Here is a 25931-nt window from a genome sequence, read left to right as displayed (position 1 = left end):
CGCGCACCCGATGCATCACTTGCGCGAAATCCAGCGTCTTGCCCTTGACCACTCCAGCCATGACAGCCTCTGCTTGAAGTCTCTACGCCCTCAGTTTGCTCTCGTTCGGCCAAATTGAGAATTGCTGGCCAGTGAGGACTGGGGCCGAACAGCGCCCCGTTAGCGCAGCGGGCCCCAGGCCGCGCGCACGCGCTTGGCCAGCTGCCAGGCGGCCCAGGCGCGCCGGCCCCAGCGCAGCAAGCCGCGCGGGCGGCGCCAGACCAGCAGCAACAACACCGCGGCCGGCACCAGGGGATGGTCACGCAACCAGACGCCAGCGGCCCAGGCGCGGTCAGCGCCCCGCAGCACCGGCGCGAGGCCTTGGGCATGCAGTTGCAGACGGTCGCGCAGGTCGGATGACTGGCGCAGCAACTCCTGACGGCGCATCCAGAGGCGCTGCTGGCGCGAATTCATGTCAGGGCGCGGTCACGGTAAAAGACGCTCGCTGTCCTGCCTGAGCTCGTTCAGGCTGGACTCGAACCAGCGCTGCGCGGCCCGCCAGCGGCGCAGCAGCAGAGCCAAGGCGATGCCGCCCAGCGTCAGGAACAGGGTGGCAAAGACGGACAGTGCCAGCAGGCGGTGGCTGTCCCACAGCAGGACGGTGAGCAGTATCGCGAGGAAGCCCAGCCCCAGGCCGAGAAACAGCAGCACAGCCAGACCGGCGAGCAGCAGTTCGACGCTGGCCAAGGCGTGCTCGCGGGCCTCGACCCCGAGCAACTCCAGGCGCACGCGCAGCAGGGCCACCCCATCACGCAGCCAGCCACGCAGCGCCTGGGTCACGCGCTCGGGGGCTGGGTCGGCGTGCAGGCGGTTTTCCGAGGCCATCACGCGCACGCCGAAGCGAGCATCAACGGCGGCCGATCAGCATGCCGACCAGCAGGCCGGCACCGGCGGCGATGCCGATCGCCTTCCAGGGGTTCTCGTGCACGTAATGGTCGGTCGCCTTGGCCACCTGGCGCGTGCTCTCGCGCAGGGCAGCCTCGGCGTCGGCCAGCTTGAGGCGGGCCATGCGCAGATTGGTCTGCATGCGCTCGCGCAGTTCGGCGATCTTCTCGCCGGTCTGGGACGCGGTGGCAGCCAGCAGCTCCTCGGCATCGGAGACGACCACCTTGAGGTCGGCAACCAGTTTTTCCTTGGGTTCGAGTGCGGTGTCGAGTTGATTCATGGTGTTTTTCCCGTCAATATGACTATACCAGCGCCACTATATCAGGCCGCTTGCGTGTTGCGCAAACGGATGTGCAACTCGCGCAGCTGCTTCTCGTCGACCGGGCTCGGCGCCTGGGTCAACAGGCACTGGGCACGCTGGGTCTTGGGGAAGGCGATCACGTCGCGGATCGACTCGGCCTTGGTCATCAGCGTGATCAGGCGGTCCAGACCGAAGGCCAGGCCACCGTGCGGCGGCGCGCCGTACTGCAGCGCGTCGAGCAGGAAGCCGAACTTGTGCTGGGCGTCCTCGGACGAGATGTTGAGCGCGCTGAAGACCTTGCTCTGGACCTCGGCGCGGTGAATACGGATCGAGCCGCCACCGAGCTCCCAGCCGTTGAGCACCATGTCGTAGGCCTTGGCGATGCACTGGCCCGGATCGGTGTCCATGTAGTCCTCGTGACCGTCCTTGGGCGCGGTGAAGGGGTGGTGGACGGCGTTCCAGCGCTTGGCTTCGTCGTCATACTCGAACATCGGGAAGTCGACCACCCACAGCGGGGCCCAGCGGTCCTCGAAGAAGCCCTGCTTCCTGGCCAGTTCGCCGTGGCCGATCTTGATGCGCAGCGCGCCGATGGCGTCGTTGACGACCTTGGCCTTGTCGGCGCCGAAGAACAGGATGTCGCCGTTTTGCGCGCCCGAGCGCGCCAGGATTTCGCTGATCGCCTTGTCGTGCAGGTTCTTGACGATCGGGCTCTGCAGACCGTCACGGCCGGCGGCGACATCGTTGACCTTGATCCAGGCCAGGCCCTTGGCGCCGTAGATCTTGACGAAGTCGGTGTAGGCGTCGATCTCGCTGCGGCTGATCTCGGCGCCGCCCGGCACGCGCAGGGCGACCACGCGGCCGTTCTTGTCCTGCGCCGGCGCGCTGAACACCTTGAAGTCGACGTCGGCCATGACATCGGTCAGCTCGGTGAATTCGAGCTTGACGCGCAGGTCCGGCTTGTCCGAGCCGTAGCGGTGCATCGCTTCGGCGTAGGGCATGCAGGGGAACTCGCCCAGGTCCACGCCCATGGTCTGCTGGAACACGCTCTTGATCATGCCCTGGAACATCGAGCGGATGTCCTCCTCGGTCAGGAAGCTGGTCTCGATATCGATCTGGGTGAATTCCGGCTGGCGGTCGGCGCGCAGGTCCTCGTCGCGGAAGCACTTGGTGATCTGGTAGTAGCGGTCATAGCCGGCCACCATCAGCAGCTGCTTGAACAGCTGGGGGCTTTGCGGCAGCGCGAAGAAATGGCCGTCGTGGACGCGGCTGGGCACCAGGTAATCACGCGCGCCTTCGGGCGTGGACTTGGTCAGCATCGGCGTCTCGATGTCGATGAAGCCGTTGGCGTCGAGGAACTTGCGCACCTCCATGGCCACCTTGTAGCGCAGCATCAGGTTCTTCTGCATGTAGGGACGGCGCAGGTCGAGCACGCGGTGCGTCAGACGGGTGGTCTCGGACAGGTTGTCGTCGTCGATCTGGAACGGCGGGGTGACGGACGCGTTGAGCACGACGATCTCGTGGCACAGCAGCTCGATCTTGCCGCTCTTCATGTTGTCGTTGGTCGTGCCTTCCGGGCGGGCGCGCACCAGGCCCTTGACCTGGATGCAGAACTCGTTGCGCAGGCCTTCGGCGATCGCGAACATCTCGGGGCGGTCCGGGTCGCAGACGACCTGGACATAGCCTTCGCGGTCACGCAGGTCGACGAAGATCACGCCGCCATGGTCGCGGCGGCGGTTGACCCAGCCGCATAGGGTCACGGTTTGACCCAGCAGGGCCTCGGTCACCAGACCGCAGTATTCGGAACGCATTGCCATATTCAGCTTTCTAGAAATGTCGGGGATGGGGGCTTCAGGCCGCGCTGGCCGACGCCTCGGCCGCCTGCAGCGCCTTGGCGCCACCGGGCACGATCACGCCCATGGAGATCACGTAGGTCAACGCCTCGTCGACGCTCATCGCGAGCTCGACGCAATCGCGCTTGTGCACCATCACGAAGTAGCCGCCGGTCGGGTTGGGCGTGGTCGGCACGAAGACACTGAGATAGTCCAGGCCATTGAGGTGGCGCGCCACGTCGCCGCCGGGCTGGCCGGTCAGGAAGGCGATGGTCCACATGCCGTCGCGCGGCCACTGCACCAGCAGCGCCTTGCGAAAGGCATTGCCCTTCTCGGAAAACAGCGTGTCGGACACCTGCTTGACGCCGGAATAGATCGAACGCACGACCGGGATCCGGTGCAGCAGCGCGTGCCACCAGTTGACCAGCTTGTTGCCGATGAAATTGGACGCCAGCGCGCCGATCGACAGCACGATCAGCAGCGCGAACAGCACGCCCAGGCCCGGGATATGCATCCCGAACAGTTGCTGTGGCTGCCAGGCCTCGGGCAGGATCCTGAGCGTCTGGTCCAGCGTCGACACCACCCAGTCGAGCACCCAGAGGGTGATGACCAGGGGCACCAGGGTCAGCAGGCCGGACAGCAGCCATTTGCGCAATGCGGACATGTCGGTGCCTTCGGGTCAGTGACAGGCGCAGGAGCCGCCGCAGCCGCCAGCGGCAGGCGCCGGGCTGTCGCTGGCCGCAGCCGAAGCCGTCGGAGCCGCCGATTCGGAGGCGGCGCTGGCCGGTGCGCTGGTACCGCCGGCACCACTGGTGCTGCCGCGGAAGTCGGTCGCGTACCAGCCCGATCCCTTGAGCTGGAAGCCGGCGGCGGTCAGCTGCTTGCTGAAAGTCGCCGCACCACAGGCGGGGCAATCGGTCAGGGGGGCGGCGGAAATCTTCTGCAGGACGTCCTTGGCATGGCCGCAGGACTCGCACTTGTAGGCGTAGATGGGCATGGCGTTACCGTTCGGGTCGGAAAATGAATAACCCTTGATTATAAATTGGGGGTCGCGATCGCGCTCACCAGAGTCGCACGCGCAACAGCAGCTGCATCGCGAGCAGCCCGAGCACGAAGCCCAGTCCGCCGTAGATCAGGCCCTGCAGCAGGCGGTTGGTGCGGCGCTGCTCGGCCAGCAAGGCCTGCAGCTCGCGCGAGTCCTGGCCGTTGCGCTGGCGCAGGAAGTCGTGCAGCAGCCGTGGCAGCTCGGGGATCAGCTTGGCGTACTGCGGGGCCTCGGCCTTGAGCTGCTGCCAGAACATCTTGGGGCCGAGCTGGTCGATCATCCACTTCTCAAGGAAGGGCTTGGCCGTGCTCCAGAGGTCGAGCTCGGGGTCGAGCTCGCGGCCCAGACCCTCGATGTTGAGCAGCGTCTTCTGCAGCAGCACCAGCTGGGGCTGGATCTCGACATTGAAGCGGCGCGAGATCTGGAACAGCCGCATCAGCACCATGCCGAGCGAGATTTCCTTCAACGGGCGATCGAAATAGGGCTCGCAGACCGAGCGGATGCCGGCTTCGAGCTCGTCGACCCGGGTATCGGACGGCACCCAGCCCGACTCGATGTGCAGCTCGGCCACGCGCTTGTAGTCGCGCCGGAAGAAGGCGGTGAAGTTCTGCGCCAGGTATTCCTTGTCGAACTGCGTCAGCGTGCCGACGATGCCGAAGTCGAGCGAGATGTAGCGCCCGAAGGTCGCCGGGTCCAGGCTGACCTGGATGTTGCCCGGGTGCATGTCGGCGTGGAAGAAGCCGTCGCGGAAGACCTGGGTGAAGAAGATCGTGACGCCATCGCGCGCGAGCTTGGGGATGTCGACACCGGCCTCGCGCAGGCGAGCGACCTGGCTGATCGGCACGCCCTTCATGCGCTGCATCACCAGCACCTCGGTCTGGCACCAGTCCCAGTACATCTCGGGGATCAGCACCAGGTCGAGGTCGGACATGTTGCGGCGCAGCTGGGCGGCGTTGGACGCCTCGCGCACCAGGTCGAGCTCGTCGTGCAGGTATTTGTCGAACTCGGCCACCACCTCGCGCGGCTTCAGGCGCTTGCCGTCGGCCGAGAGCTGCTCGACCCAGCCGGCCATCAGGCGCATCAGGCCCAGGTCCTTGTCGATCACGGGCAGCATGCCGGGGCGCAGCACCTTGACCGCGACTTCGCGCCCGTCGTGCAGCACGGCGAAGTGCACCTGCGCGATCGAGGCGCTGGCGACCGGCTGCTGCTCGAAGCTGGCGAAGATCTGGTCGAGCTTCTGGCCAAAGGCGCGCTCGATCGTCGCGACCGCGACCTCGCTCGGGAACGGCGGCACCCGGTCCTGCAGGCGCGCGAGCTCCTCGGCGATGTCGGGCGGCATCAGGTCGCGGCGGGTCGAGAGCACCTGGCCGAACTTGACGAAGATCGGCCCGAGCTGCTCCAGCGCCTCGCGCAGGCGCTGGCCGCGCGGCGCCTTCAGATTGCGTCCGATCGTGATGACGCCGCGCAAGGCGCGCAGCAGCGGGTTCGGGAAGCCCGACAGCAGGAGTTCGTCGAGGCCGTAGCGCAGCACGACCCAGACAATGAAGAAGCCGCGCAGGAAGCGTCTCATGGCGCGGCCTTGCGGCGCTCGGCGGCCTGCAGCAGGAAGCCGCGCAGGCCTTGCACCAGCGTGCGGCCGGCAGCGGCCAGCTGGTGCGCGGGCGCGTCGCCGATCAGGCGCGCGAGGTCTTCCTCCAGATCCCAGCGCAGGTTGTCGACCAGCCAGGCCACCTCGGCCGCCAGCTGCACGTCACCCTGGATCTCGACCGGCGGCTTGCCGCCCGCCAGCACCGTCTGGGCCAGCGCCAGCGGCGAAGCCTCGGCCACGCGCAGTTGCAGGTCGGACGACTCGCCCGGCCGGGACAGCGCCAGCAGGCCGGCCGCCGTCGGCTGCAGCACCAGCTCGATGCCGCCCCAGCTCAGCTGCAGGCGCTTGCCCTGCTGGCGCCGGAGCCGGTCCATGGCCTGGGGTTCCTGCTGCAGCACATGGTTGAGCAGCAGCACGAGGCGATTGTGCAGTTCGGCGCGCAGCCAGGCCGGCGGGGCCGGCAGCCGGGCGGCGATTTGCTGCAGCAGATCGGCCGGCGGCAATGAAAATCGGGGCTTGTTCATAAGCCCGATTTTGACCGACTTTGAGCACCGTCCTTTATTGCAGGGCCTGAACACCCGCGACGCGCCAGCCCTCGGAGCCTCCCTTGGGCCGGGTGATGCTCCAGACCTCGCGGAAGGGATTGGGCTCGGCGGCAGGTTCGTCCCGGATCAGGCCGGAGAACTCGACGCTGGCCAGGTAGCCGTCCGGCTGCTCCTCGACGCCGAGCAGCTTGGCGTCGAGCCTCACGACCTCGGACTGGCCGGCCGCCGCGCCGGCCTGGCGCTCGCGCTCGGCCAGCTGGGCCTGGATCTGGCTGACCATCTCCTCGGTCATCATGGCACGCAGCGCCGGCACGTCGGACCGGTCCCAGGCCGCCTGCAGCTGGACGAAGTGGACCTTGGACGCCTCCAGGAAAGCGACGGCGTCGAAGCCGGCGGGTGCTGCCGAGTCGGAGGCGGCCGCCGGCGGAGCAGCGGGGACATCCACCATCACCGGCTCGGTCTTGGCATCGAAGCCGCCCGGCTGCTGCTCCCAGGGGCGCGCGGAGGCGTCGTTGCCGACGTTGCTGGGACTGTAGCCGTCCGCCGCCTTGACGGCTTCGGGCGTGACCACCGCACCGGCCACGGACTGGGACGCCCCACCCTTGCGGCCAAGCAACCACCACACCAGCGCCAGCACCAGCAGCACCACACCCAGGATCGCCATCCAGTCATTCATTCCTATCTCCCGTACTCAATCGCCTCCCGGGCGCCGATCAACACTTGATGCCCAAGTGCAGCGCGGCGATGCCGGCCGTCAGGTTATGCACATCCACGTGACCAAAACCGACCTCGCGCATCATGCCGCGCAAGGTTTCCTGGTCAGGGTGCATGCGGATCGACTCGGCCAGGTAGCGGTAGCTGTCCTCGTCCTTGGCGATCCACTTGCCCAGCTTGGGCAAGATGTTAAAACTATACCAGTCATAGGCCTTTTCGAGTGGGGCCGCGACCTTGGAAAATTCCAGCACCAGCAGCTTGCCACCCGGGCGCAGCACGCGGTTCATTTCGCGCAGGGCGACCTCCTTGTGCGTCATGTTGCGCAGACCGAAGGCCACGGTGACGATGTCGAAGTAGCCGGCCGGGAACGGCAGCTTCTCGGCGTCGCAGACCAGGGTCGGCAGCACATGGCCGTGGTTCAGCAGGCGGTTGCGGCCCTCGCGCAGCATGGCCTCGTTGATGTCGGTGTGCACCACCTGGCCGTTGGGCGCGACCTTGGGCGCGAAGGCCAGGTCGAGGTCGCCGGTGCCACCCGCGATGTCGAGCACGCGGTCACCCGGGCGCGGGTTGGCGACCTGGATCGTGTAGGCCTTCCAGAGGCGGTGCAGGCCGGCCGACATCAGGTCGTTCATGATGTCGTAGTTGGACGCGACCGAGTCGAACACGCTGCGCACATGGCGCGCCTTGTCCTGCTCGTCGACGGTCTTGAATCCGAAATGGGTCTGGCTCATGGCGTCAGTTCCTGCCTGTTTCTTGCCGTCGCGGCGGCTGGTCAATGGGAGTGGCCGCAGCCCGGACCAGCCTGGTCGGGCATGGGCGCGTCGCGGTCGAGGCCGGCGGCCTGCAGGCGCGCCAGGTAGTCGCCCCAGCGCTGCGCCTGCTCGGCGCCCAGCCGGTAGAGGTAGTCCCAGCTGTAGAGACCGGAGTCATGGCCATCCGAGAAGGTGGGCTTGATGGCGTAATGCCCGACCGGCTCGATCGCGCTGATCCCGACCTCGCGCTTGCCGGTCTGCAGCGTCTCCTGGCCCGGGCCGTGGCCCTGTACCTCGGCCGAGGGCGACAGCACGCGCAGCAGCTCGAAGGGCAGGCGAAAGCGCGCGCCGTCATCGAAGGCGATCTCGAGCACGCGCGACTTCGCGTGCAGCGTCAGCCCGACGGGATGGGGCGTTTTGGAGTTCAGGCCGGCCATGTTCTTGCTCGCATTGCGAAGGGGAATCAGAAAACGAGTGCGGCGATCGCCGCGTCGCAGGCGGGCAGGCGTTCGCGCAGCGCTGCCAGACGGGCTTCGGCGGCGGCGCGCTGCGGCGCGGCCCAGATCGGCGCCGGCCAGCGGCTGTCCCAGTCGTGGCGGGCGATCACATGCCAGTGCAGGTGCGGCACCATGTTGCCCAGCGCGGCCAGGTTGACCTTGGCCGGCTGCAGACAGTCGCGCAGCACGCGCTCGACCGCGCTGACGGCGCGCAGGCACAGCAGCTGGTCGGCCTCGGCCAGGTCGGAGAACTCGGCCACATGCGCGTTCCAGACCACGCGGTAGAAGCCAGGGCAATCGGCCGCATCCGACCCGGTGGCGCGGATGAGGCGGAACTTGTCGTGGCGCGCGATCAGCTGCCCGCCGTCCTCGCGGCAGAGCGGGCAAGCGGCTTCAGGGATGGCCGCCATGGATCAGACCAGCACGCGCTCGATGCCGCCGGCATTGGCCTTGGCGACATAGTCGGGCAGCCAGTTCTCGCCCAGGATATGGCGCGCCATCTCGACCACGACGTAGTCGGCTTCCAGCAGGCCGTTCTGCAGGTCCTCGCCATAGCGGCTCAGGCCCTGGAAGCAGCTCGGGCAGCTGGTCAGGATCTTGGTCTTGCCAGCTGTCTGGACCACACCGTTCTTGGCCGCCAGCGCCGACAACTTCTGCGCGTTCTTGTTGAGCTCCTCTTCCTTGCGGAAGCGGACCTGGGTCGAGATGTCGGGCCGCGTCACGCCCAGCGTGCCGGACTCGCCGCAGCAGCGATCGCTCTGCACCACCGTATCGCCCACCAAGGCCTTGACGGTCTTGATCGGCGCCTGCAGCTTCATCGGGCTGTGGCAGGGATCGTGGAACAGGTAGGCGCCCTTGGCTTCGAGCGTGATGCCCTTCTCGAGCAGGTACTCGTGGATGTCGATGATGCGGCAGCCCGGGAAGATCTTGTCGAACTGGTAACCCGACAGCTGGTCATAGCAGGTGCCGCAGGAGACGACCACGGTCTTGATGTCGAGGTAGTTCAGCGTGTTGGCGACGCGGTGGAACAGCACCCGGTTGTCGGTGATCATCTGCTCGGCCTTCTCGAACTGGCCCGAGCCGCGCTGCGGATAGCCGCAGCACAGGTAGCCTGGCGGCAGCACGGTCTGGACGCCGGCATGCCACAGCATGGCCTGGGTGGCGAGGCCGACCTGGCTGAACAGGCGCTCGGAGCCGCAGCCCGGGAAGTAGAACACCGCCTCGCTGTCGCTGCTGGTGCCCTGCGGGTTGCGGATGATCGGGACGTAGTCCTTGTTCTCGATGTCGAGCAGCGCGCGCGCGGTCTTCTTGGGCAGGCCGCCTGGCAGCTTCTTGTTGATGAAGTGGATCACCTGCTCCTTGATCGGCGCGGTGCCGACCGAGGCCGGCGGCGCGCTGGTCTGTTTCCTGGCGAAGCTGTTGAGCACGGTGTTGGCCAGGCGCTGGGCCTTGAAGCCGACGCCGACCATGGCGCTGCGCGCGAGCTTGATGGTCTCGGGGTTGGTCGCGTTGAGCATAAACATCGCGGCGGCATTGCCCGGGCGGAAGCTCTTCTTGTCCATCTTGCGCAGCAGGTTGCGCATGTTCATCGAGACATCGCCAAAGTCGATCTTGACCGGGCAAGGCGTCAGGCACTTGTGGCAGACCGTGCAGTGGTCGGCCACGTCCTCGAACTCCTCCCAGTGCTTGAGGCTGATGCCGCGCCGGGTCTGCTCCTCGTAGAGGAAGGCCTCGACCAGCAGGCTGGTGGCCAGGATCTTGTTGCGCGGCGAGTACAGCAGGTTGGCGCGCGGCACATGGGTCGAGCAGACCGGCTTGCACTTGCCGCAGCGCAGGCAGTTCTTGACCGAATCGGCGATCGCGCCGATGTCGCTCTGCTGCATGATCAGCGACTCGTAGCCCATCAGGCCGAAGCTCGGCGTGTAGGCCATGCTGAGGTCGGCGCGGCGCATGTCGGCGGCGTCGAACAGGCTGCCACCGCGCAGCAGCTTGCCCTTGTTGAAGCGGCCCTCGGGGTCGATGCGCTGCTTGTAGCCGGCGAACGGCGCCAGCTCCTCGTCGCTCAGGTATTCGAGCTTGGTGATGCCGATGCCATGCTCGCCCGAGATCACGCCGTCGAGGCCGCGCGCCAGCACCATGATGCGGTCGACCGCCTCGTGCGCGGTCTGCAGCATCTCGTAGTCGTCGCTGTTGACGGGGATGTTGGTGTGGACGTTGCCGTCGCCCGCGTGCATGTGCAGCGCGACCCAGACCCGGCCCTTGAGCACGCGCTGGTGGATGGCCTTGCATTCCTCCAGCACCGGCGCGAACACCGAGCCGGTGAAGATGTCGCGCAGCGGCTCGCGGATCTGCGTCTTCCAGCTCGCGCGCAGGGAGTAGTCCTGCAGCTGGTCGAAGAAGCTCCGGCCGCTGTCGGCCTGGACCTGATCCAGGCCGTCCTTCCACTGCTGCCACTGGGCACGCACCGCGCGGACCACGGCCAGCGCGCGCTCGCCATGCTCCCGCAGCGTCTCGGCGCTCGGCATGTCGTTGGCCTCCTCGACCTTGCCCAGCGGCAGCTGGCCGCGCTGGAAGAAGACTTCGAGCTCGTTGGCCAGCTTGATCTTGTTGCGCAGGCTCAGCTCGATGTTGATGCGCTCGATGCCCAGCGTGTACTCGCCCATGCGCGGCAGCGGGATCACCACGTCCTCGTTGACCTTGAAGGCGTTGGTGTGGCGGCTGATGGCGGCGGTCTTCTTGCGGTCGGCCCAGAACTGCTTGCGCGCCTCGGCGCTGACGGCCGTGAAGCCCTCGCCGGCGCGGCCGTTGGCCAGGCGCACCACCTCGCTGGCGGCGCGCGCCACCGCGTCCGGGTCGTCACCGACGATGTCACCGATCAGCACCATCTTGGGGAAGCCACCGCGCTTGCTCTTGGTCGAGTAGCCGACCGCCTTCAGGTAGCGGTCGTCCAGATGTTCGAGACCCGCCAGCAGCGTGCCCGTGCGCTTCTGCTCGGCGAACATGAAGTCCTTGATCTCGACGATGCTCGGCACGCCATCCCTGGGGTTGCCGAAGAATTCGAGGCAGACCGTGCGGGTGTGCTCGGGCATGCGGTGCAGCACCCAGCGCGCGCTGGTGATCAGGCCGTCGCAGCCCTCTTTCTGCACGCCCGGCAGACCGGCCAGGAACTTGTCGGTCACGTCCTTGCCCAGGCCCTCCTTGCGGAAGGTCTTGCCGGGGATGTCGAGCCGCTCGGTGCGGATCGGCGTCTTGCCGTCGGCCTGGAAATAATGCAGCTCGAAGCTGGCGATCGCGGCGTCGTGGATCTTGCCCAGGTTGTGGTCGACCCGCACCACTTCGAGCCATTGCGCGTCGGGCGTGACCATGCGCCAGCTCGCCAGGTTGTCGAGCGCGGTGCCCCACAGCACGGCCTTCTTGCCGCCGGCGTTCATCGCGATGTTGCCACCCACGCAGCTGGCCTCGGCGCTGGTCGGATCGACCGCGAACACGAAACCGGCGCGCTCGGCCGCATCGGCCACGCGCTGGGTCACGACGCCGGCCTCGGTCCAGAGAGTCGGCACCTTGTGGTTGACGCCGGGCAGGTCGATCAGCTCGACCTTGGTCATGCCGAGCAGCTTCTCGGTGTTGATGACCGCGCTCTTCCAGGTCAGCGGGATCGCGCCGCCGGTGTAGCCGGTACCGCCGCCACGCGGGACGATGGTCAGGCCCAACTCAATGCAGGCTTTCACCAGGCCGGCCATCTCGGCCTCGGTGTCGGGGGTCAGCACGACGAAGGGGTATTCGACCCGCCAGTCGGTCGCATCGGTCACATGGCTGACGCGGCTCAGGCCATCGAACTTGATGTTGTCCTTGCCCGTGTGGCGGCGCAGCAGCTTGCCGGCCTGCTGGCGCAAGACACCCATCTCGTCGAAGGCGGCCGCGAACTGGCGCACGGCCAGGCTGGCGGCGGCCAGCAGCTCGACGACCAGCGCGTCGCGCTCGCCGTCTTCCTGCGGCCGGCGGCGTTTCTCCACCTCGCCCAGGCGATGGTGCATCGCATCGACCAGGGCCTGACGGCGCGTCGGGTTGTCGAGCAGGTCGTCGTGCAGATAGGGGTTGCGCTGCACCACCCAGATGTCGCCCAGCACCTCATACAGCATGCGGGCCGAGCGGCCGGTGTGGCGCTCCTGGCGCAGCTGGTTCAACAGCTCCCAGGCGCGGGCGCCGAGCAGCCGAACGACGATTTCCCGATCCGAAAACGAGGTGTAGTTGTAGGGAATCTCGCGCAGACGGGGGGTGTCGCCGGCGGCGTCGAGCAGGTGCTGGATCGGGGTGGGAGCGTTCATAACCAGGGGGGATTCTCTGCCGTTGTACGGGACGGCCGATGTTACCGCAGCCCCGGCGGCGGCGTTCGGGGCGAAGGACAAGGCAACAAGGCAAGAATGGATACGGCGCGCGCGCCCTGCCCGGCCAGCGCGCTACAGCCAGCAAGCCAGGCTGCCGACGACCAGCCCCGCCACCAGCACCAGCAGCCCGGCGCCGGCGAGCAGCCACCAGGCGCGCCACAGGCTGCGCAGCGTCAGGCCGTGCCAGCCGGCGACGGCGGGCGCCAGCAAGGCGGCCAGCACCAGCGCCGGCAGCGCGAAATTGCCCAGGTGCAGCATCAGGTTCCAGAGACTCATCGCGGATGAATTGCCATGGCTCAACAAGATAAAAGAAAGATCGAAGATGAAAATTTTATAATCTCGACCCATATGGCTGTCTGGGCGTTAGGAATCAATCACCACACCGCTCCGCTCGACCTGCGCGGACGGTTCGCGTTCGCGCTCGATCAGCTGCCGGAGACGCTGCAGCGCTTTCGCTCCTCGCTGGCGCGCCAGCCCGAGGCCACGCTGCTGTCGACCTGCAACCGCACCGAGATCTACTGCGCCGCCCACGAGATAGAACTCGACTCGACCGTGCAATGGCTGGCCAGCACCGGCGGCGTGAGCCCGCAGGAACTGCTCGACCACGCCTATGTGCTCAAGGGCGGCGAGGCGGCGCGCCACGCCTTCCGTGTCGCCAGCGGCCTCGACAGCATGGTGCTGGGCGAGGCGCAGATCCTGGGCCAGCTCAAGAACGCGGTGCGCGCCGCCGACGAGGCCGGCGCCCTGGGCAGCACGCTGCACCAGATGTTCCAGCGCAGCTTCGCGGTCGCCAAGCAGGTGCGCAGCCACACCGAGATCGGCGCGCACTCGATCAGCATGACCGCCGCCGCCGTGCGGCTGGCGGGCCAGCTGTTCGAGGACCTGAAGGACATCAAGGTCCTGTTCGTCGGCGCCGGCGAGATGATCGAGCTGGCCGCGACCCATTTCGCCGCCAAGGCGCCCAAGGGCATGGCGATCGCCAACCGCACCCTCGAACGCGGCGAAAAGCTCGCCAGCCGCTTCGGCGCCGAGGTGCTGCGCCTGTCCGACCTGCCGGAGCGCCTGCACGAGTTCGACGCCATCGTCAGCTGCACCGCGTCCAGCCTGCCGCTGATCGGCCTGGGCGCGGTCGAGCGCGCGCTGAAGAAACGCCGGCACCGCCCGATCTTCATGGTCGACCTCGCGGTGCCGCGCGACATCGAGATCGAGGTCAAGGGCCTGTCCGACGTCTACCTCTACACGGTCGACGACCTGGCCGCCGTGGTGCAGACTGGCAAGGAAAACCGCCAGGCCGCCGTCGCCCAGGCCGAGGCCATCATCGACGCCGGGGTGCAGAGCTTCATGCACTGGGTCGGCCAGCGCGACCCGCGCGGCGGCGTGGTCGAGCTGATCCGCGACCTCAACGCGCAGGCCGATGACTGGCGCCAGGCCGAACTGGCGCGGGCGCGCAAGCTGCTCGCGCGTGGCGACGATGTCGACGCCGTGCTCGAAGCCCTGGCGCGCGGCCTGACGCAGAAGATGCTGCACGGGGCGCTGGCCGAACTGCACACCGGCGACGCGGCCACGCGCCAGGCGACCGCGCAGACCGTCGAGCGCCTGTTCCTGCGCGGTCAGGGCAGGCGCGCATGAAGCCCTTCATCCGCGAAACGCTGCAACGCCAGCGCCTGCGCCTGCACGAACTCGACGCGCTGCTGAGCGCCCCCGACGCCACCGCCGACATGGAGCGCTTTCGCAAGCTCACGCGCGAGCATGCCGAGGCCGACGCCGTGGTCCAACCCTTCCTGCGTTACCTGCAGCGCGAGCTCGACCTGGCCGAGGCCCGCGCCATGGCGCAGGAGGAAGACGCCGAGATGGCCGAGCTGGCACGGGAGGAAATCGCTGCCGCCGAAAGCGAACTCGCCGCGCTGGACGAGGCGCTGCAGTTCCTGCTGCTGCCCAAGGACCAGGACGACGACCGCAACGCCTTCCTCGAAGTGCGCGCCGGCACCGGCGGCGACGAGGCCGCGCTGTTCGCCGGCGACCTGGCCCGCCTCTACACCCGCTACGCCGAGCGCCAGGGCTGGCGCATCGAGACGATCAGCGAGTCGCCCGGCGAGATGGGGGGCTACAAGGAGATCGTGCTGCGCGTCGTCGGCCCACAGGCCTATGGCAAGCTGCGCTTCGAGTCGGGCGGCCACCGGGTGCAGCGCGTGCCCGCGACCGAATCCCAGGGCCGCATCCACACCAGCGCCTGCACCGTCGCGGTGATGCCGGAGCCGGACGAGACCGAGGCGGTCAAGCTCAATCCGGCCGAGCTGCGCATCGACACCTTCCGCGCCAGCGGCGCCGGCGGCCAGCATATCAACAAGACCGACTCGGCCGTGCGCGTGGTGCACCTGCCGACCGGCATCGTCGCCGAATGCCAGGACGGGCGCAGCCAGCACAGCAACAAGGCCAAGGCGCTGCAGGTGCTGCAGGCACGCATCCAGGAAAAGGAGCGCAGCGAGCGCGCCGCCAAGGAGGCCGCCGAACGCAAGGGCCTGATCGGCAGCGGCGACCGCAGCGACCGCATCCGGACCTACAACTTCCCGCAGGGCCGCCTCACCGACCACCGCATCAACCTGACGCTGTACAAGCTCGGCGCGGTGATGGAAGGCGAGCTCGACGAGGTGGTGCACGCGCTGCAGCTGGCACGCGGCGCCGAGCTGATGGCCGACCTGGAGCAGAGCGCCGGTCAGGCCGCGCACGGGGCGCTGGCGTGAGCGCCGCAGTACCCGACGCCCTGCCGGCCACGGTCCAGCAGGCCCTGCTGCGTGCGCGCCAGGCCGGCCTGGACAAGCTCGACGCCCAGGTGCTGCTGCTGCACCGGCTGGGACGCTCGCCGCATGACCGGGCCTGGCTGATCGGGCACGACACCGACCCGCTGCCGGCTGCGGCCGCGCGGGATTTCCTGGCGCTTTGCCAGCGCCGCCTGACGGGCGAGCCAGTCGCCTATCTGGTCGGCCAGCGTGAATTCCATGGGCTGGAGCTGCGGGTCGACGCGCGCGTGCTCGACCCGCGCCCCGACACCGAAACCCTGGTCGACTGGGCGCTTGAGCTGGTCGAAGGGCAGGCTAACCCGACCTTGCTCGACCTCGGCACTGGCAGCGGCGCGATCGCGCTGGCGATCCGGCACCGCCGTCCCGACGCCCGGGTCTGGGCACTCGATGCCAGCCGCGACGCGTTGGCCGTCGCCCAGGCCAACGCGCAACGGCTGGGGCTGCCGATGCGCTTCCTGCGGGGGAGCTGGCTGTCCAACTGGCCGGCGCGCCAGGCCGAGGCCGCCGCACAGGACCCGCAAGGCCCCGCCTTGCCCGAGCGCTTCGACCTGATCGTCAGCAACCCGCCCTATATCCGCGCTGATGATCCGCACCTGGCCGCGCTCACGCACGAGCCGCTGTCCGCGCTGGCCAGTGGTGCCGACGGGCTGGAAGACATCCGCATCATCGTCGCCCAGGCCGGACAACACCTGCTGCCGGGCGGCTGGCTGCTGCTGGAGCATGGCTGGGACCAGGCCGAAGACGTGGCCGCGATCCTGCGCGCGCAGGGCTTCGATCAGATCGGGCACCAGCGCGATCTGGCCGGACACATAAGGTGCAGCGGCGCACGGCGCCCACACCTTGCCTCGTAAGCGCGGACTTGCTATCATGTTTCCCATGCAACGCTTGGCAGGCTCCCTTTCTGGTGTGTCCTTCCGCTTTCCCGCCGTGGCCTTCACCTTGATGGATCACCTGGCCGGAGGGCGCGCTTTCGCGCGCCTACAGTGGCTGCACAAGCCCGTCGCACATTCCTGAGCCCGGCGATTCCCTCCCACTTCTCCCCTGTCAGCGCAGACCCCCCATCGCCGGGCCCCATCACAGCGCATTCGCGTGCTCCGACCCTCGGGTCGGCTCCAGCACGCCTCAACGATGGAACCGCGACATGCAAGCCCAATTTTCTCCCGAGCGCGTGCTCACCGAACTTGACCACGCACGCCTGAACAAGCTCGGCAGCGCACAACTGCCCCACGACCTGGCCGACGAGCTGCAAGCCGTCGACCTGGTGCCCTCGCAAGAGATTGCGCCCGACGTCGTCACCATGAACTCCGAGGTGGAGCTGGTGCTGGCGGGCCAGGACGGGCGCCAGCGCCTGACGCTGTGCTACCCGCGCGATGCCCGGCCCGGGGTCGGCTGCATCTCGGTGCTGTCGCCGATCGGCGCGGCGCTGCTGGGGCGGCGCGTGGGCGATGCCATCCACTGGCGCATGCCCAACGGCGAGGAATGCCAGGCGGAACTGGCGGCCATCCTGTTCCAGCCCGAAGCCTCGGGCGACTACACCCGCTGAGGGCCACCGCCATGTCACATGCCCTGGCCCACCACCACCCCGCCCCGGGCGCCGCCGACATCGGCGCCATGGAACTGACGAAACGCTTCTTGCGTGCCAAGAATCCCTGCGCCAACGGTTTTCGCTGGTTTGTGCGCCACATCGAGGACGGGGCCAGCTACCAGCAGGCACTCGACACCCTGGTGCAGGCGGGCCGGGTGGAAGACGCCTGCTGGCTGCTCCAGCAGTTCGGCCCCACCGACGCCGTGCTCACCCTGGAGCACCTGGAAGCCGACGCCATCGTGTTTGCGGGCAGTCTGCATGTCAAGGGCAATATCGAGGTCGGCACCCTGCTGCGCACCGGAAACCATGTCCGTGCCGGTGGCAGCGTGCGCGTGGGGCAGCAACTGCTGACCGGGGGCGACCTCTGGAGCGATGGCGGCGTGCGCAGCGACGGCAGCCTGCACACCCAAGGCGACATGCGCGTCCAATGGGGCGTGGCGGCTACCGAGGCCATCCACTGCGGTGGCGAGCTGCGCGTGGGCTGGGACCTGATGGGTGGCCAAGGCCTGCAGGTGCAAGGCCCCGCCAGCGTGGGGCACGACCTGATGGTGCAAAAAGGCATCAGCTGCCAGCGCGGCCTGCGCGTGGGCGGCCTGCTGCACAGCGGCCACAGCGTGCAGGCGGACCAGGGTATCCTGGTGGGGCAGGACATCGTGTGCGGCATGCACCTGGAAGCGGGCTGGGGCATCCGGGCCGGCGGTGGCATCGGCGCGCAAGGCTCCATCAAGGCCGGCGAAAGCCTGCAAGCCGAAGGCGACATCTGCGCTGGCCATGGCTACGGCGTGTACGCCGGACTCAGTGTGTCCATGGACACCTGGGGCAGCAGCGGGCATGTGGTGGCGGCGCGTAAACCCGATGTACTGCTCAGCGGCCACTGGGCTGGGGCCGGACAAGGCTCCTCCAGCCTCGCGGGCATGGCAACGCTGGGATAATCCACTTTTTTGCCTGCAACCGGCCTGTCGGCCACCCACGGAGTACCACCATGAGCGACACCCAGCAACGAATCGACCAACTGGTCAAGAACAACGACATCGTGCTCTTCATGAAGGGTACGGCCAGCTTCCCGATGTGCGGTTTCTCGGGCCGCGCGATCCAGATCCTCAAGGCCTGCGGCGTCGACACCAAGACCGTCCAGACCGTCAACGTGCTGGAAGACCAGGAAATCCGCCAGGGCATCAAGGAATACAGCAACTGGCCGACCATCCCGCAGCTCTACGTCAAGGGCGAGTTCATCGGTGGCTCCGACATCATGATGGAGATGTACGAGTCGGGCGAGCTGCAGAAGGTCATCGCTGGCGAGGCCGTCTGATGAGCGACGATACACTGGAAATCCTGGAGCCCGAAGCGGTGAATCAGGACGAGACGCTGGCAGTCCTGGGCACCGAACAGGTGACTCAGGCGCTGACCGAACTGCCGAGCTGGGAATACGACGAGGAAGAGCAGTCGATCACGCGCTGGCTTGCCTTCCGCGACTTCGGCCAGGCCTTCGCCTTCATGACCCGGGTCGCGCTGGAGGCCGAGCGACGCCAGCACCACCCCGAGTGGTTCAACCTCTACAACCGGGTCGAGATCAGCTTCACCACCCACGACGCCGGCGGCGTGACCGCGCGCGACATCGAGTTCGCGCACTGGGTCGAGGACGTGGCGGCCAGCTCGGGCGCCTGAACACCCTCCCGCGCGACCCAGGTCGCGCTTGTCCTGCGCGCCCGGCCCGAGCAGAATGAGGTCTCGTTCAACCGGGAGGAGCAGGGCATGACTGAAGCCATCGGCCAGATCAGGGAAGACATCCGCGACCAGCGCTCGGGCAAGCTGGTCTTCCTGTCGCACTGCATGCTGAACCAGAACGCCTGCGTGCGCGGGCTCGCCAGCCAGCCGGCCGTGATCCGCGAGATCGTCGACCTGGCGCTCGGGCACGAGGTCGCGATCTACCAGATGCCCTGCCCCGAGGTCAGCTACCTGGGCTCGATGCGCTGGGGCATGGTCAAGAAGATGTACGGCAACCCGATGTTCCGCCGCCATTGCCGAGGCATCGCGCAGCAGATCTGCGACCAGATCCAGACCTACCGCGACAACGGCCACGAGATCAAGGGCATCGTGATGCGTGACGGCAGCCCGACCTGCGGCCTGAAATGTTCGGCGGTCGAGGCCGACGCGCGGCAGACCTGGGGCGGCATGGTCTGGCACGCCAGCCCGCTGCAGCGCTTTGGTGCCACCGAAGGGGTCTACACCGAGGAATTGATGGCCGAACTCAAGGCGCGCGGCCTTGATGACGTGCGCCTGCTGAGCCTGCCTGAAGTGCCGGAGGCCGGCTCGATACCAGACGCACTGGCTGAAATCGATCAGGCCTTGCGCGCACGCGGCTGAGAGTCGGGGTGGGTACCCCCTGACGGCCGATTTGCTGGCCGCGCAGCGGACAGATGAGGCTGGCAGGGGGTACCCACCCCGACCGCCTGACCGATCAAGCCCTGCGCCAGTGCTTCTGCGCGGCGAACACCGTGTCAGGGTACTGGGCGCGACCGCGACTGCCGTTGTAGCGCCCCAGCGCCAGGAACAGGTCGCCACGCTCCCGCTCCAGGTAGTGGCGCAGGATCACGCAGCCGAAGCGGATATTGGCCTGCATCAGGAACAGCTTGGACGGATCACCGTCGCCGATCAGCCGGGCCCAGAACGGCATCACCTGCATGTAACCGCGCGCGCCGACGGGCGAGACCGCGAACTTGCGAAACGCGCTCTCGACCTGGATCAGCCCCAGCACCAGCGACTCGTCGAGCCCGGCACGCCGGCTCTCGTACCAGACCGTCTGCAGGAATTCGACCCGGGTCTGCAGCTCGGGCTTGCGCCGCACCAGCCTGGGGCTCATCTCGCCCAGCCAGCGCAGATAGACCATTCTGGCCTCCGGGGTGGGAAACTCGGGCTCGGGCGGCGCCGGGTGCTCGATCGCGGCGCGCAACGCGAGCCGGACCGGATCGGCCAGCGGCTCCTCAAGCTGGCCGCCCGCCCTGGCCAGCGCCGGCAGACTGAGCGGCCACAGACTGGCCAGGCCTGCCCTGGCGATCCAGCCCAGACAGTCCCGGCGGCTCATCTCACAGGCCCAGCTTGTCCTTGAGCAGGGCCAGCAGCTCGGCCACGGCGACCTTGGTCGAAGCCTCGTCGCGGCGGTGCTGATACTCGACCAGGCCTTCCTTGAGGCCCTTGTCGCCGATCGTGACGCGATGCGGCACGCCGATCAGCTCCCAGTCGGCGAACATCGCGCCCGGGCGCTCGCCACGGTCGTCGAGCAGCACGTCGACGCCCAGCGCGGCCAGCTCGCCGTGCAGCTGCTCGGCGGCGGCACGCACGGCCTCGCTGCGGTCCATGCCGATCGGGCAGATCACGACCGTGAACGGCGCGATCGCGTCGGGCCAGATGATGCCGCGCGCGTCATGGTTCTGCTCGATCGCGGCCGCCGGCAGGCGGGTCACGCCGATGCCGTAGCAGCCCATCTCGAAGTGGCGCGGCTTGCCGTCCTCGGCCAGGAAGGTCGCGTTCATGGCGCGCGAATACTTGCTGCCGAGGTAGAACACATGGCCGACCTCGATGCCGCGCTCGATCGCGAGCTCGCCCTGGCCGTCAGGCGACTGGTCGCCCGCGACCACGTTGCGGATGTCGGCCACCAGGTCGGGCTCGGGCAGGTCGCGCACCCAGTTGACGCCAGTGAGGTGGTAATCGGCCTCGTTGGCGCCGCAGGTCCAGTCGGCCATGACCATCACCTCGCGGTCGGCCACGATGTTGACCGGCTGCTTCAGCTTGACCGGCCCCAGATAACCCGGCTTGCAGCCGAAGTGATCGAGGATCTCGGCCTCGGTCGCGAAGCGGAAGCCCAGGTCCAGGCCGGGCAGCTTGCCGACCTTGACCTCGTTCATCTCGTGGTCGGCGCGCAGCAGCAGCAGCCAGACCTGACTCTTGACGATCTCGTCGTTCTCGTTGATCTCGTCGGTGGCCAGCACCAGCGACTTCACATGGGTCGTCAACGGCGTGCCCAGCTGCTCGGCCACGGCCGCGCAGCTGCTCTTGCCCGGCGTGAGCACCTTGCTCAGGGGCATGGACGGCATGGAGCGTGATCCCTGCGGCGCCAGCGCCTCGGCCTTCTCGATGTTGGCCGCGTAATCGCTGTTCGGGCAGTAGACGATCGCGTCCTCGCCGGTCGCCGCGATGACCTGGAACTCCTCGCTCAGGTCGCCGCCGATGGCGCCACTGTCAGCGGCCACCGCGCGGTAGGTCAGGCCGAAGCGGTCGAAGATGCGACGGTAGGCCGAGGCCATGACCTGATAGCTCGCCTGCGCGCTGTCGCGGTCGCGGTCGAAGCTGTAGGCGTCCTTCATGACGAACTCGCGACCGCGCATCAGGCCGAAGCGCGGGCGGCGCTCGTCGCGGAACTTGGTCTGGATCTGGTAGAAGTTCTTGGGCAGCTGCTTGTAGCTGCGCAGCTCCTGACGCGCGATGTCGGTGACGACTTCTTCCGAGGTCGGCTGCAGCACGAAGTCGCGCTCGTGGCGGTCCTTGATGCGCAGCATCTCGGGGCCCATCTTGTCGAAGCGGCCGGTCTCCTGCCAGAGCTCGGCGGGCTGCACCACGGGCATGCTCAGCTCGATCGCGCCGGCGCGGTTCATCTCCTCGCGGATGATCCGCTCGACCTTCTGGATCACGCGCAGCCCCATCGGCATGTAGGTGTAGATGCCGGCGCCCAGCTTCTTGATCATGCCGGCGCGCGTCATGAGCTGGTGGCTGACCACCTCGGCGTCGGCCGGGGCTTCTTTGAGGGTGGAAATGAGGAACTGGGAGGCTTTCATGTCAGGCTCAGGCAGGCGCCCTGCACGCCGCCGGGCCGAAACAGAGCCAGCCGGGGTTTGACCCGGCAGCGCCTGCGTGGCCGCACGCTAGCGGTGCATAATGAACGCAGTTTTAAAATTTGGGGTTGATTATGCTTGACAGAGACGGCTTCAGGCCCAATGTCGGCATCATTCTGCTCAACCAGAAGAACCAGGTGTTCTGGGGCAAGCGCATCCGCACCCACTCCTGGCAGTTTCCACAGGGCGGCATAGATCGGGGCGAGACCCCCGAACAGGCCATGTTCCGTGAGCTGCACGAGGAGGTCGGACTGCTGCCCGAGCATGTGGCCATCGTCGCCCGCACGCGGGACTGGTTGCGCTATGAAGTGCCGGACCGTTACATCCGCCGGGATGCGCGCGGCCACTACCGGGGACAAAAGCAGATCTGGTTCCTGTTGCGCCTGACCGGCGGCGACTGGAACCTCAACCTGCGCGCGACCAGCCACCCGGAGTTCGATGCCTGGCGCTGGAACGACTACTGGGTGCCGCTGGAGATGGTGGTCGAGTTCAAGCGCGGCGTCTACGAGATGGCGCTGCACGAGCTGTCACGCTACCTGCCACGCCAGGAAAGCCGCAACCGCTACCTGCGCGGCAACGCGCGACCGCGCCCGCTGATGACCGAAACGCACGACGGGATGCCGCAGCACATGCCGATGCCGATACACCTGGAACTGCCGCCCGGCGCCAGCTTCGACCCGGACCCGCAACACCCGCTGGGCCGATGAAGCCGGGGCCGCTACGGCCCCGGACCAGACTCAGCCGCGCAGCAGCACCAGGTTGTCGCGGTGGATCATCTCGGGCTCGGCGGCGTAGCCGAGCAGACCCTCGACCGCGTTCGAGGACTTGCGACACAGCAGCCGCGCCTCGCTGGCCGAGTAGTTGGCGAGGCCGCGCGCGAGCTCCTGGCCCTGCGCGTCGCGGATCGCGATCACGTCGCCACGGCTGAACTCGCCGCTGACGGCGGTCATGCCGATCGGCAGCAGGCTCTTGCCCTCGGTGACGATCTTGCCGGCCGCGCCGTCATCCACCGTCACATGGCCGCGCAGCTGCAGATGGTCAGCCATCCACTGCTTGCGCGCCTGCTGCTTGGGCGTCTGCGCCAGCAGCATGGTGCCGATCGGCTCGCCCTGCGTCAGGCGCAGCAGCGCGTCGGGCTCGCGGCCCCAGGCGATCACGGTCGAGGCGCCGGAGCCGGCCGCGCGCCTGGCGGCCAGGATCTTGGTGATCATGCCGCCGGTGCCGACGCGCGAACCCGCGCCGCCGGCCATCTCCTCCAGCCGGGGATCACCCGCGCGCGCGACATGGATAAACTCGGCGTCCGGGTTCTTGCGCGGGTCGGCGCTGTAGAGCCCCTTCTGGTCGGTCAGGATCACCAGCAGGTCGGCGTCGACCAGATTCGCCACCAGCGCGCCGAGCGTGTCGTTGTCGCCGAACTTGATCTCGTCGTTGACGACGGTGTCGTTCTCGTTGATCACCGGCACGACGCCATGCTCCAGCAGCGTCAGCAGGGTCGAGCGCGCGTTGAGGTAGCGCTCGCGGTCCGCCAGGTCGGCGTGGGTCAGCAGCACCTGCGCGCTGCCGACCGCCTGCTCGCGCAGCTTGGTCTCGTACATCTGGACCAGGCCCATCTGGCCGACGGCGGCGGCGGCCTGCAGCTCGTTGATCATCTTGGGCCGGGTCTTCCAGCCCAGGCGCTTCATGCCCTCGGCGATCGCGCCGCTGCTGACCATGATCAGCTCGCGCCCCGACTTGACCAGGGTGGCGAGCTGGGCACTCCACTGCTCGATGGCGGCCTCGTCGAGGCCACGGCCCTCGTTGGTCACCAGGCTGGAGCCGACCTTGACGACGATGCGGCGCGCGGCGCGCAGCAGCTCGGAGGGATCGACGGAAAGGGAAACGCCTGGGTCGGCTTGCGGGTCGGTGCTCATGTCTGGGGTCAGGTTTGCGTCATGGGAACGGCCGCGACGCCCCCCGGACCCGGGCAGGCGTCCAGCCCGGAAGGTCAGCGAAAGCGCGGATCGTCCGCGTCGATCTGCGGCGCCGGCTCGGCGCCCGGCGTCACGCCCGGCTGGTCGCGGCGGGCATCGAAGCGCGGATCGACCTCGACATGGGGCTTTTCTGCCTCGCGCGTATCAACGATATGCTGGAAGATCTTCTGCACCAGCAGCTCGCAGCCCTCGCGCGTCAGCGCCGAGATCTCGAACACCGGGCCCTTGTGGCGGAAACGCTTGACGAAGTCCTTGACACGTGCCGCGCGCTCCTCGGCCGGGATCATGTCGAGCTTGTTGAGCACCAGCCAGCGCGGCTTGGCGTGCAGCTCGGGGTCGTACTTCTTGAGTTCCTTGACGATGGCCTTGGCCTGCGCGACCGGATCGACCGCGTCATCGAACGGCGCCATGTCGACCACATGCAGCAGCAGCCGGGTACGCTGCAGGTGGCGCAGGAACTGGTGGCCCAGGCCCGCGCCCTCGGAGGCGCCCTCGATCAGGCCCGGCACGTCGGCGACGACGAAGCTCTTTTCGGGACCGACGCGGACCACGCCCAGATTCGGGTGCAGGGTGGTGAAGGGATAGTCGGCGATCTTCGGGCGCGCGTTGGAGACCGCCGCGATGAAGGTCGACTTGCCCGCGTTGGGCATGCCGAGCAGGCCGACGTCGGCCAGCACCTTGAGTTCCAGCGCCAGGCTGAAGCGCTCGCCCGGGTGGCCGATGGTCTTCTGGCGCGGCGCGCGGTTGATCGAGCTCTTGAAGCGCAGGTTGCCGAAGCCGCCCTCGCCGCCCTTGGCGATCAGGATCTGCTCGCCCGGCTGCAGCAGCTCGTGCATCAGCTCGCCGGTCTCGGCGTTGCGGATGATGGTGCCGACCGGCATCTTGAGGATGATGTCATCCCCCTTGCAGCCGAACATGTCCGAACCCTTGCCGTGCTCGCCGCGCTGGGCCTCGAAGCGGCGCGAGTAGCGGTAGTCGATCAGGGTGTTGAGGTTCTCGTCGGCCAGGGCCCAGACCGAGCCGCCGCGACCGCCGTCGCCGCCGTCGGGGCCGCCGAATTCCTTGTACTTCTCGTGACGGAAGGACGCACAGCCATTGCCTCCGTCGCCGGCCGCTATGTCGATATAGGCTTCATCAACGAATTTCATGACTGGATTGTCCTTCAAACGAATAAAAACAAAAGGCCCGCAGCGCGGGCCTTTGCGGTTTGAACGCCTGAGCGATCAAACAGTCGACATCACACCGGGGTGACGTTGATGGTCTTGCGGTTGAACTCGCCCTTGACGGTGAAGTTCACGACGCCGTCGCAGGTCGCGAAGATGGTGTGATCCTTGCCGCAACCGGTGCCCACGCCAGCGTGGAAACGGGTGCCGCGCTGACGCACGATGATCGCGCCGGCGCTGATGGCCTGGCCGCCGAACACCTTGACGCCCAGCATCTTCGGCTTGGAGTCGCGACCGTTGCGGGTTGAGCCGCCGCCTTTTTTCTGTGCCATGGTGCTTTACTCCTTAGCCGTTGATCGAGCTGATTTGCAGCTCGGTGAAATTCTGACGATGGCCCTGGCGCTTCTGATAGTGCTTGCGACGACGCATCTTGAAGATGCGAACCTTGTCGCCGCGACCGTGGGAAACCACAGTGACCGTGACCGTTGCGCCGGAGACCAAGGGCGTGCCGACCTTGATGTCTGCGCCGTTACCCACGGCGAGCACCTGATCGATCACGATCTCTTGACCCACATCCGCAGCAATCTGTTCTACTTTAAGTTTTTCGCCAACGGCAACGCGATACTGCTTGCCGCCGGTTTTTATGACCGCGTACATATGAACCTCTGGAATTGTCCGTCTTTCGACGTGTTTCGGCGAACGGATTTTCACCGAACCGTGGATTATAGCCAACCGAACACAAGGACGCAAGAGGTGCCCCGACTTCCCAGCAATTCTCAATTTGGCCGAACGAGAGCAAACTGAGGGGGTAGAGACTTCAGGCAGAGGCTGTCATGGCTGGAGTGGTCAAGGGCAAGACGCTGGATTTCGCGCAAGTGATGCATCGGGTGCGCGAGGTGCTGGAGCAGCTACCCGATAGTCGCCGAGGCAAGAACCTGCACTACCGCAT

At 67.5% G+C, this 25931-nt stretch carries 29 protein-coding genes; 9 read left to right on the top strand and 20 right to left on the bottom strand.

Going from position 1 to position 25931, the window contains the following annotated elements; all coding sequences use genetic code 11:
• Positions 1-159 precede the first annotated feature (159 nt).
• The 14 genes from PHR85_RS14585 to PHR85_RS14520 all read right to left on the bottom strand — a co-directional run bounded on the left by PHR85_RS14585 (position 160) and on the right by PHR85_RS14520 (position 12856).
• Positions 160-453, bottom strand: a complete 294-nt coding sequence (locus tag PHR85_RS14585) for a YqjK family protein (RefSeq protein WP_300055733.1) — start codon at positions 451-453, stop codon at positions 160-162.
• 12 nt (positions 454-465) lie between these two features.
• Positions 466-864 carry a phage holin family protein gene (locus PHR85_RS14580; protein ID WP_300055730.1) on the bottom strand — a complete coding sequence of 133 codons (399 nt, stop codon included), beginning with the start codon at positions 862-864 and terminating at the stop codon, positions 466-468.
• Between the two features lie 22 nt (positions 865-886).
• Positions 887-1204 (bottom strand): YqjD family protein, encoded by a 318-nt coding sequence (locus PHR85_RS14575; protein WP_300055728.1) that lies wholly within the window; start codon positions 1202-1204, stop codon positions 887-889.
• Between the two features lie 41 nt (positions 1205-1245).
• Positions 1246-3039, bottom strand: a complete 1794-nt coding sequence (gene aspS, locus PHR85_RS14570; RefSeq protein WP_300055725.1) for an aspartate--tRNA ligase — start codon at positions 3037-3039, stop codon at positions 1246-1248.
• A gap of 34 nt (positions 3040-3073) precedes the next feature.
• Positions 3074-3718, bottom strand: a complete 645-nt coding sequence (locus tag PHR85_RS14565; protein WP_300055723.1) for a DUF502 domain-containing protein — start codon at positions 3716-3718, stop codon at positions 3074-3076.
• Between the two features lie 15 nt (positions 3719-3733).
• Positions 3734-4051: an FmdB family zinc ribbon protein gene (locus PHR85_RS14560; RefSeq protein WP_300055720.1), complete on the bottom strand. Its 318-nt coding sequence runs from the start codon at positions 4049-4051 to the stop codon at positions 3734-3736.
• A gap of 64 nt (positions 4052-4115) precedes the next feature.
• Positions 4116-5669, bottom strand: a complete 1554-nt coding sequence (gene ubiB, locus PHR85_RS14555) for a ubiquinone biosynthesis regulatory protein kinase UbiB (protein ID WP_300055717.1) — start codon at positions 5667-5669, stop codon at positions 4116-4118.
• Entirely contained in the window at positions 5666-6211 is a 546-nt protein-coding gene (locus tag PHR85_RS14550) for a hypothetical protein (RefSeq protein ID WP_300055714.1), read from the bottom strand. The genes ubiB and PHR85_RS14550 overlap by 4 nt, the downstream gene beginning before the upstream one ends.
• A 34-nt stretch (positions 6212-6245) precedes the next feature.
• Entirely contained in the window at positions 6246-6908 is a 663-nt protein-coding gene (locus PHR85_RS14545; protein WP_300055712.1) for a Tim44 domain-containing protein, read from the bottom strand.
• Positions 6909-6945: 37 nt separating this feature from the next.
• Positions 6946-7677 (bottom strand): bifunctional demethylmenaquinone methyltransferase/2-methoxy-6-polyprenyl-1,4-benzoquinol methylase UbiE, encoded by a 732-nt coding sequence (gene ubiE / locus PHR85_RS14540; protein ID WP_300055709.1) that lies wholly within the window; start codon positions 7675-7677, stop codon positions 6946-6948.
• 41 nt (positions 7678-7718) lie between these two features.
• Entirely contained in the window at positions 7719-8135 is a 417-nt protein-coding gene (locus PHR85_RS14535) for a DUF971 domain-containing protein (protein ID WP_300055705.1), read from the bottom strand.
• Positions 8136-8161: 26 nt separating this feature from the next.
• Entirely contained in the window at positions 8162-8605 is a 444-nt protein-coding gene (locus PHR85_RS14530; protein ID WP_300055702.1) for an HIT family protein, read from the bottom strand.
• A 3-nt stretch (positions 8606-8608) separates the two neighbouring features.
• A complete protein-coding gene (locus PHR85_RS14525; protein ID WP_300055699.1) occupies positions 8609-12520 on the bottom strand; it encodes an FAD/FMN-binding oxidoreductase in 3912 nt (1303 codons plus the stop codon).
• 132 nt (positions 12521-12652) lie between these two features.
• Positions 12653-12856: a hypothetical protein gene (locus PHR85_RS14520; RefSeq protein WP_300055697.1), complete on the bottom strand. Its 204-nt coding sequence runs from the start codon at positions 12854-12856 to the stop codon at positions 12653-12655.
• Between the two features lie 72 nt (positions 12857-12928).
• On the opposite strand from PHR85_RS14520, the gene hemA reads away from it, so the two are divergent.
• From hemA to PHR85_RS14480, 8 genes are all read left to right on the top strand, one after another.
• On the top strand, positions 12929-14209 hold the full coding sequence (gene hemA, locus PHR85_RS14515) for a glutamyl-tRNA reductase (protein WP_300055695.1): 1281 nt from the start codon (positions 12929-12931) through the stop codon (positions 14207-14209).
• Entirely contained in the window at positions 14206-15321 is a 1116-nt protein-coding gene (gene prfA / locus PHR85_RS14510) for a peptide chain release factor 1 (protein WP_300055693.1), read from the top strand. The genes hemA and prfA overlap by 4 nt, the downstream gene beginning before the upstream one ends.
• Positions 15318-16229, top strand: a complete 912-nt coding sequence (gene prmC, locus PHR85_RS14505) for a peptide chain release factor N(5)-glutamine methyltransferase (protein WP_300055690.1) — start codon at positions 15318-15320, stop codon at positions 16227-16229. Before prfA ends, prmC begins: the two co-directional genes overlap by 4 nt.
• Positions 16230-16519: 290 nt before the next feature.
• Positions 16520-16921: a GreA/GreB family elongation factor gene (locus tag PHR85_RS14500; RefSeq protein WP_300055689.1), complete on the top strand. Its 402-nt coding sequence runs from the start codon at positions 16520-16522 to the stop codon at positions 16919-16921.
• A gap of 11 nt (positions 16922-16932) precedes the next feature.
• The gene (locus PHR85_RS14495; protein ID WP_300055686.1) at positions 16933-17895 is read left to right on the top strand and encodes a hypothetical protein; all 963 of its coding nucleotides are present in this window, start codon (positions 16933-16935) and stop codon (positions 17893-17895) included.
• Positions 17896-17945: 50 nt separating this feature from the next.
• Positions 17946-18272, top strand: coding sequence for a Grx4 family monothiol glutaredoxin (grxD, locus tag PHR85_RS14490; RefSeq protein WP_300055684.1), 327 nt, complete (start codon positions 17946-17948; stop codon positions 18270-18272).
• A complete protein-coding gene (locus tag PHR85_RS14485; RefSeq protein WP_300055682.1) occupies positions 18272-18628 on the top strand; it encodes a 4a-hydroxytetrahydrobiopterin dehydratase in 357 nt (118 codons plus the stop codon). Before grxD ends, PHR85_RS14485 begins: the two co-directional genes overlap by 1 nt.
• An 87-nt stretch (positions 18629-18715) precedes the next feature.
• Positions 18716-19327 (top strand): CD3072 family TudS-related putative desulfidase, encoded by a 612-nt coding sequence (locus tag PHR85_RS14480; protein WP_300055679.1) that lies wholly within the window; start codon positions 18716-18718, stop codon positions 19325-19327.
• 94 nt (positions 19328-19421) lie between these two features.
• On the opposite strand, the gene PHR85_RS14475 is transcribed toward PHR85_RS14480, so the two are convergent.
• Positions 19422-20045, bottom strand: coding sequence for a lytic transglycosylase domain-containing protein (locus tag PHR85_RS14475; protein WP_300055676.1), 624 nt, complete (start codon positions 20043-20045; stop codon positions 19422-19424).
• Position 20046: 1 nt separating this feature from the next.
• Positions 20047-21792, bottom strand: coding sequence for a proline--tRNA ligase (locus PHR85_RS14470; RefSeq protein WP_300055673.1), 1746 nt, complete (start codon positions 21790-21792; stop codon positions 20047-20049).
• A gap of 131 nt (positions 21793-21923) precedes the next feature.
• On the opposite strand from PHR85_RS14470, the gene PHR85_RS14465 reads away from it, so the two are divergent.
• Positions 21924-22556, top strand: coding sequence for an RNA pyrophosphohydrolase (locus tag PHR85_RS14465; protein WP_300055671.1), 633 nt, complete (start codon positions 21924-21926; stop codon positions 22554-22556).
• A 30-nt stretch (positions 22557-22586) separates the two neighbouring features.
• Here the strand turns inward: PHR85_RS14465 and proB are convergent, their stop codons facing one another.
• The 4 genes from proB to rplU form a co-directional block, all read right to left on the bottom strand.
• Positions 22587-23759, bottom strand: coding sequence for a glutamate 5-kinase (gene proB, locus PHR85_RS14460; RefSeq protein ID WP_300055669.1), 1173 nt, complete (start codon positions 23757-23759; stop codon positions 22587-22589).
• A 74-nt stretch (positions 23760-23833) separates the two neighbouring features.
• Positions 23834-24967 (bottom strand): Obg family GTPase CgtA, encoded by a 1134-nt coding sequence (gene cgtA / locus PHR85_RS14455; protein WP_300055666.1) that lies wholly within the window; start codon positions 24965-24967, stop codon positions 23834-23836.
• Positions 24968-25056: 89 nt separating this feature from the next.
• Positions 25057-25314, bottom strand: coding sequence for a 50S ribosomal protein L27 (rpmA, locus tag PHR85_RS14450; RefSeq protein WP_105730842.1), 258 nt, complete (start codon positions 25312-25314; stop codon positions 25057-25059).
• A 13-nt stretch (positions 25315-25327) separates the two neighbouring features.
• The gene (gene rplU / locus PHR85_RS14445) at positions 25328-25639 is read right to left on the bottom strand and encodes a 50S ribosomal protein L21 (RefSeq protein WP_105747827.1); all 312 of its coding nucleotides are present in this window, start codon (positions 25637-25639) and stop codon (positions 25328-25330) included.
• Positions 25640-25931 lie beyond the last annotated feature (292 nt).

The organism is Malikia sp. (genome assembly GCF_028687635.1).
Lineage (GTDB): Bacteria > Pseudomonadota > Gammaproteobacteria > Burkholderiales > Burkholderiaceae_C > Malikia.
This window is presented reverse-complemented; position numbering and strand designations above follow the sequence as displayed.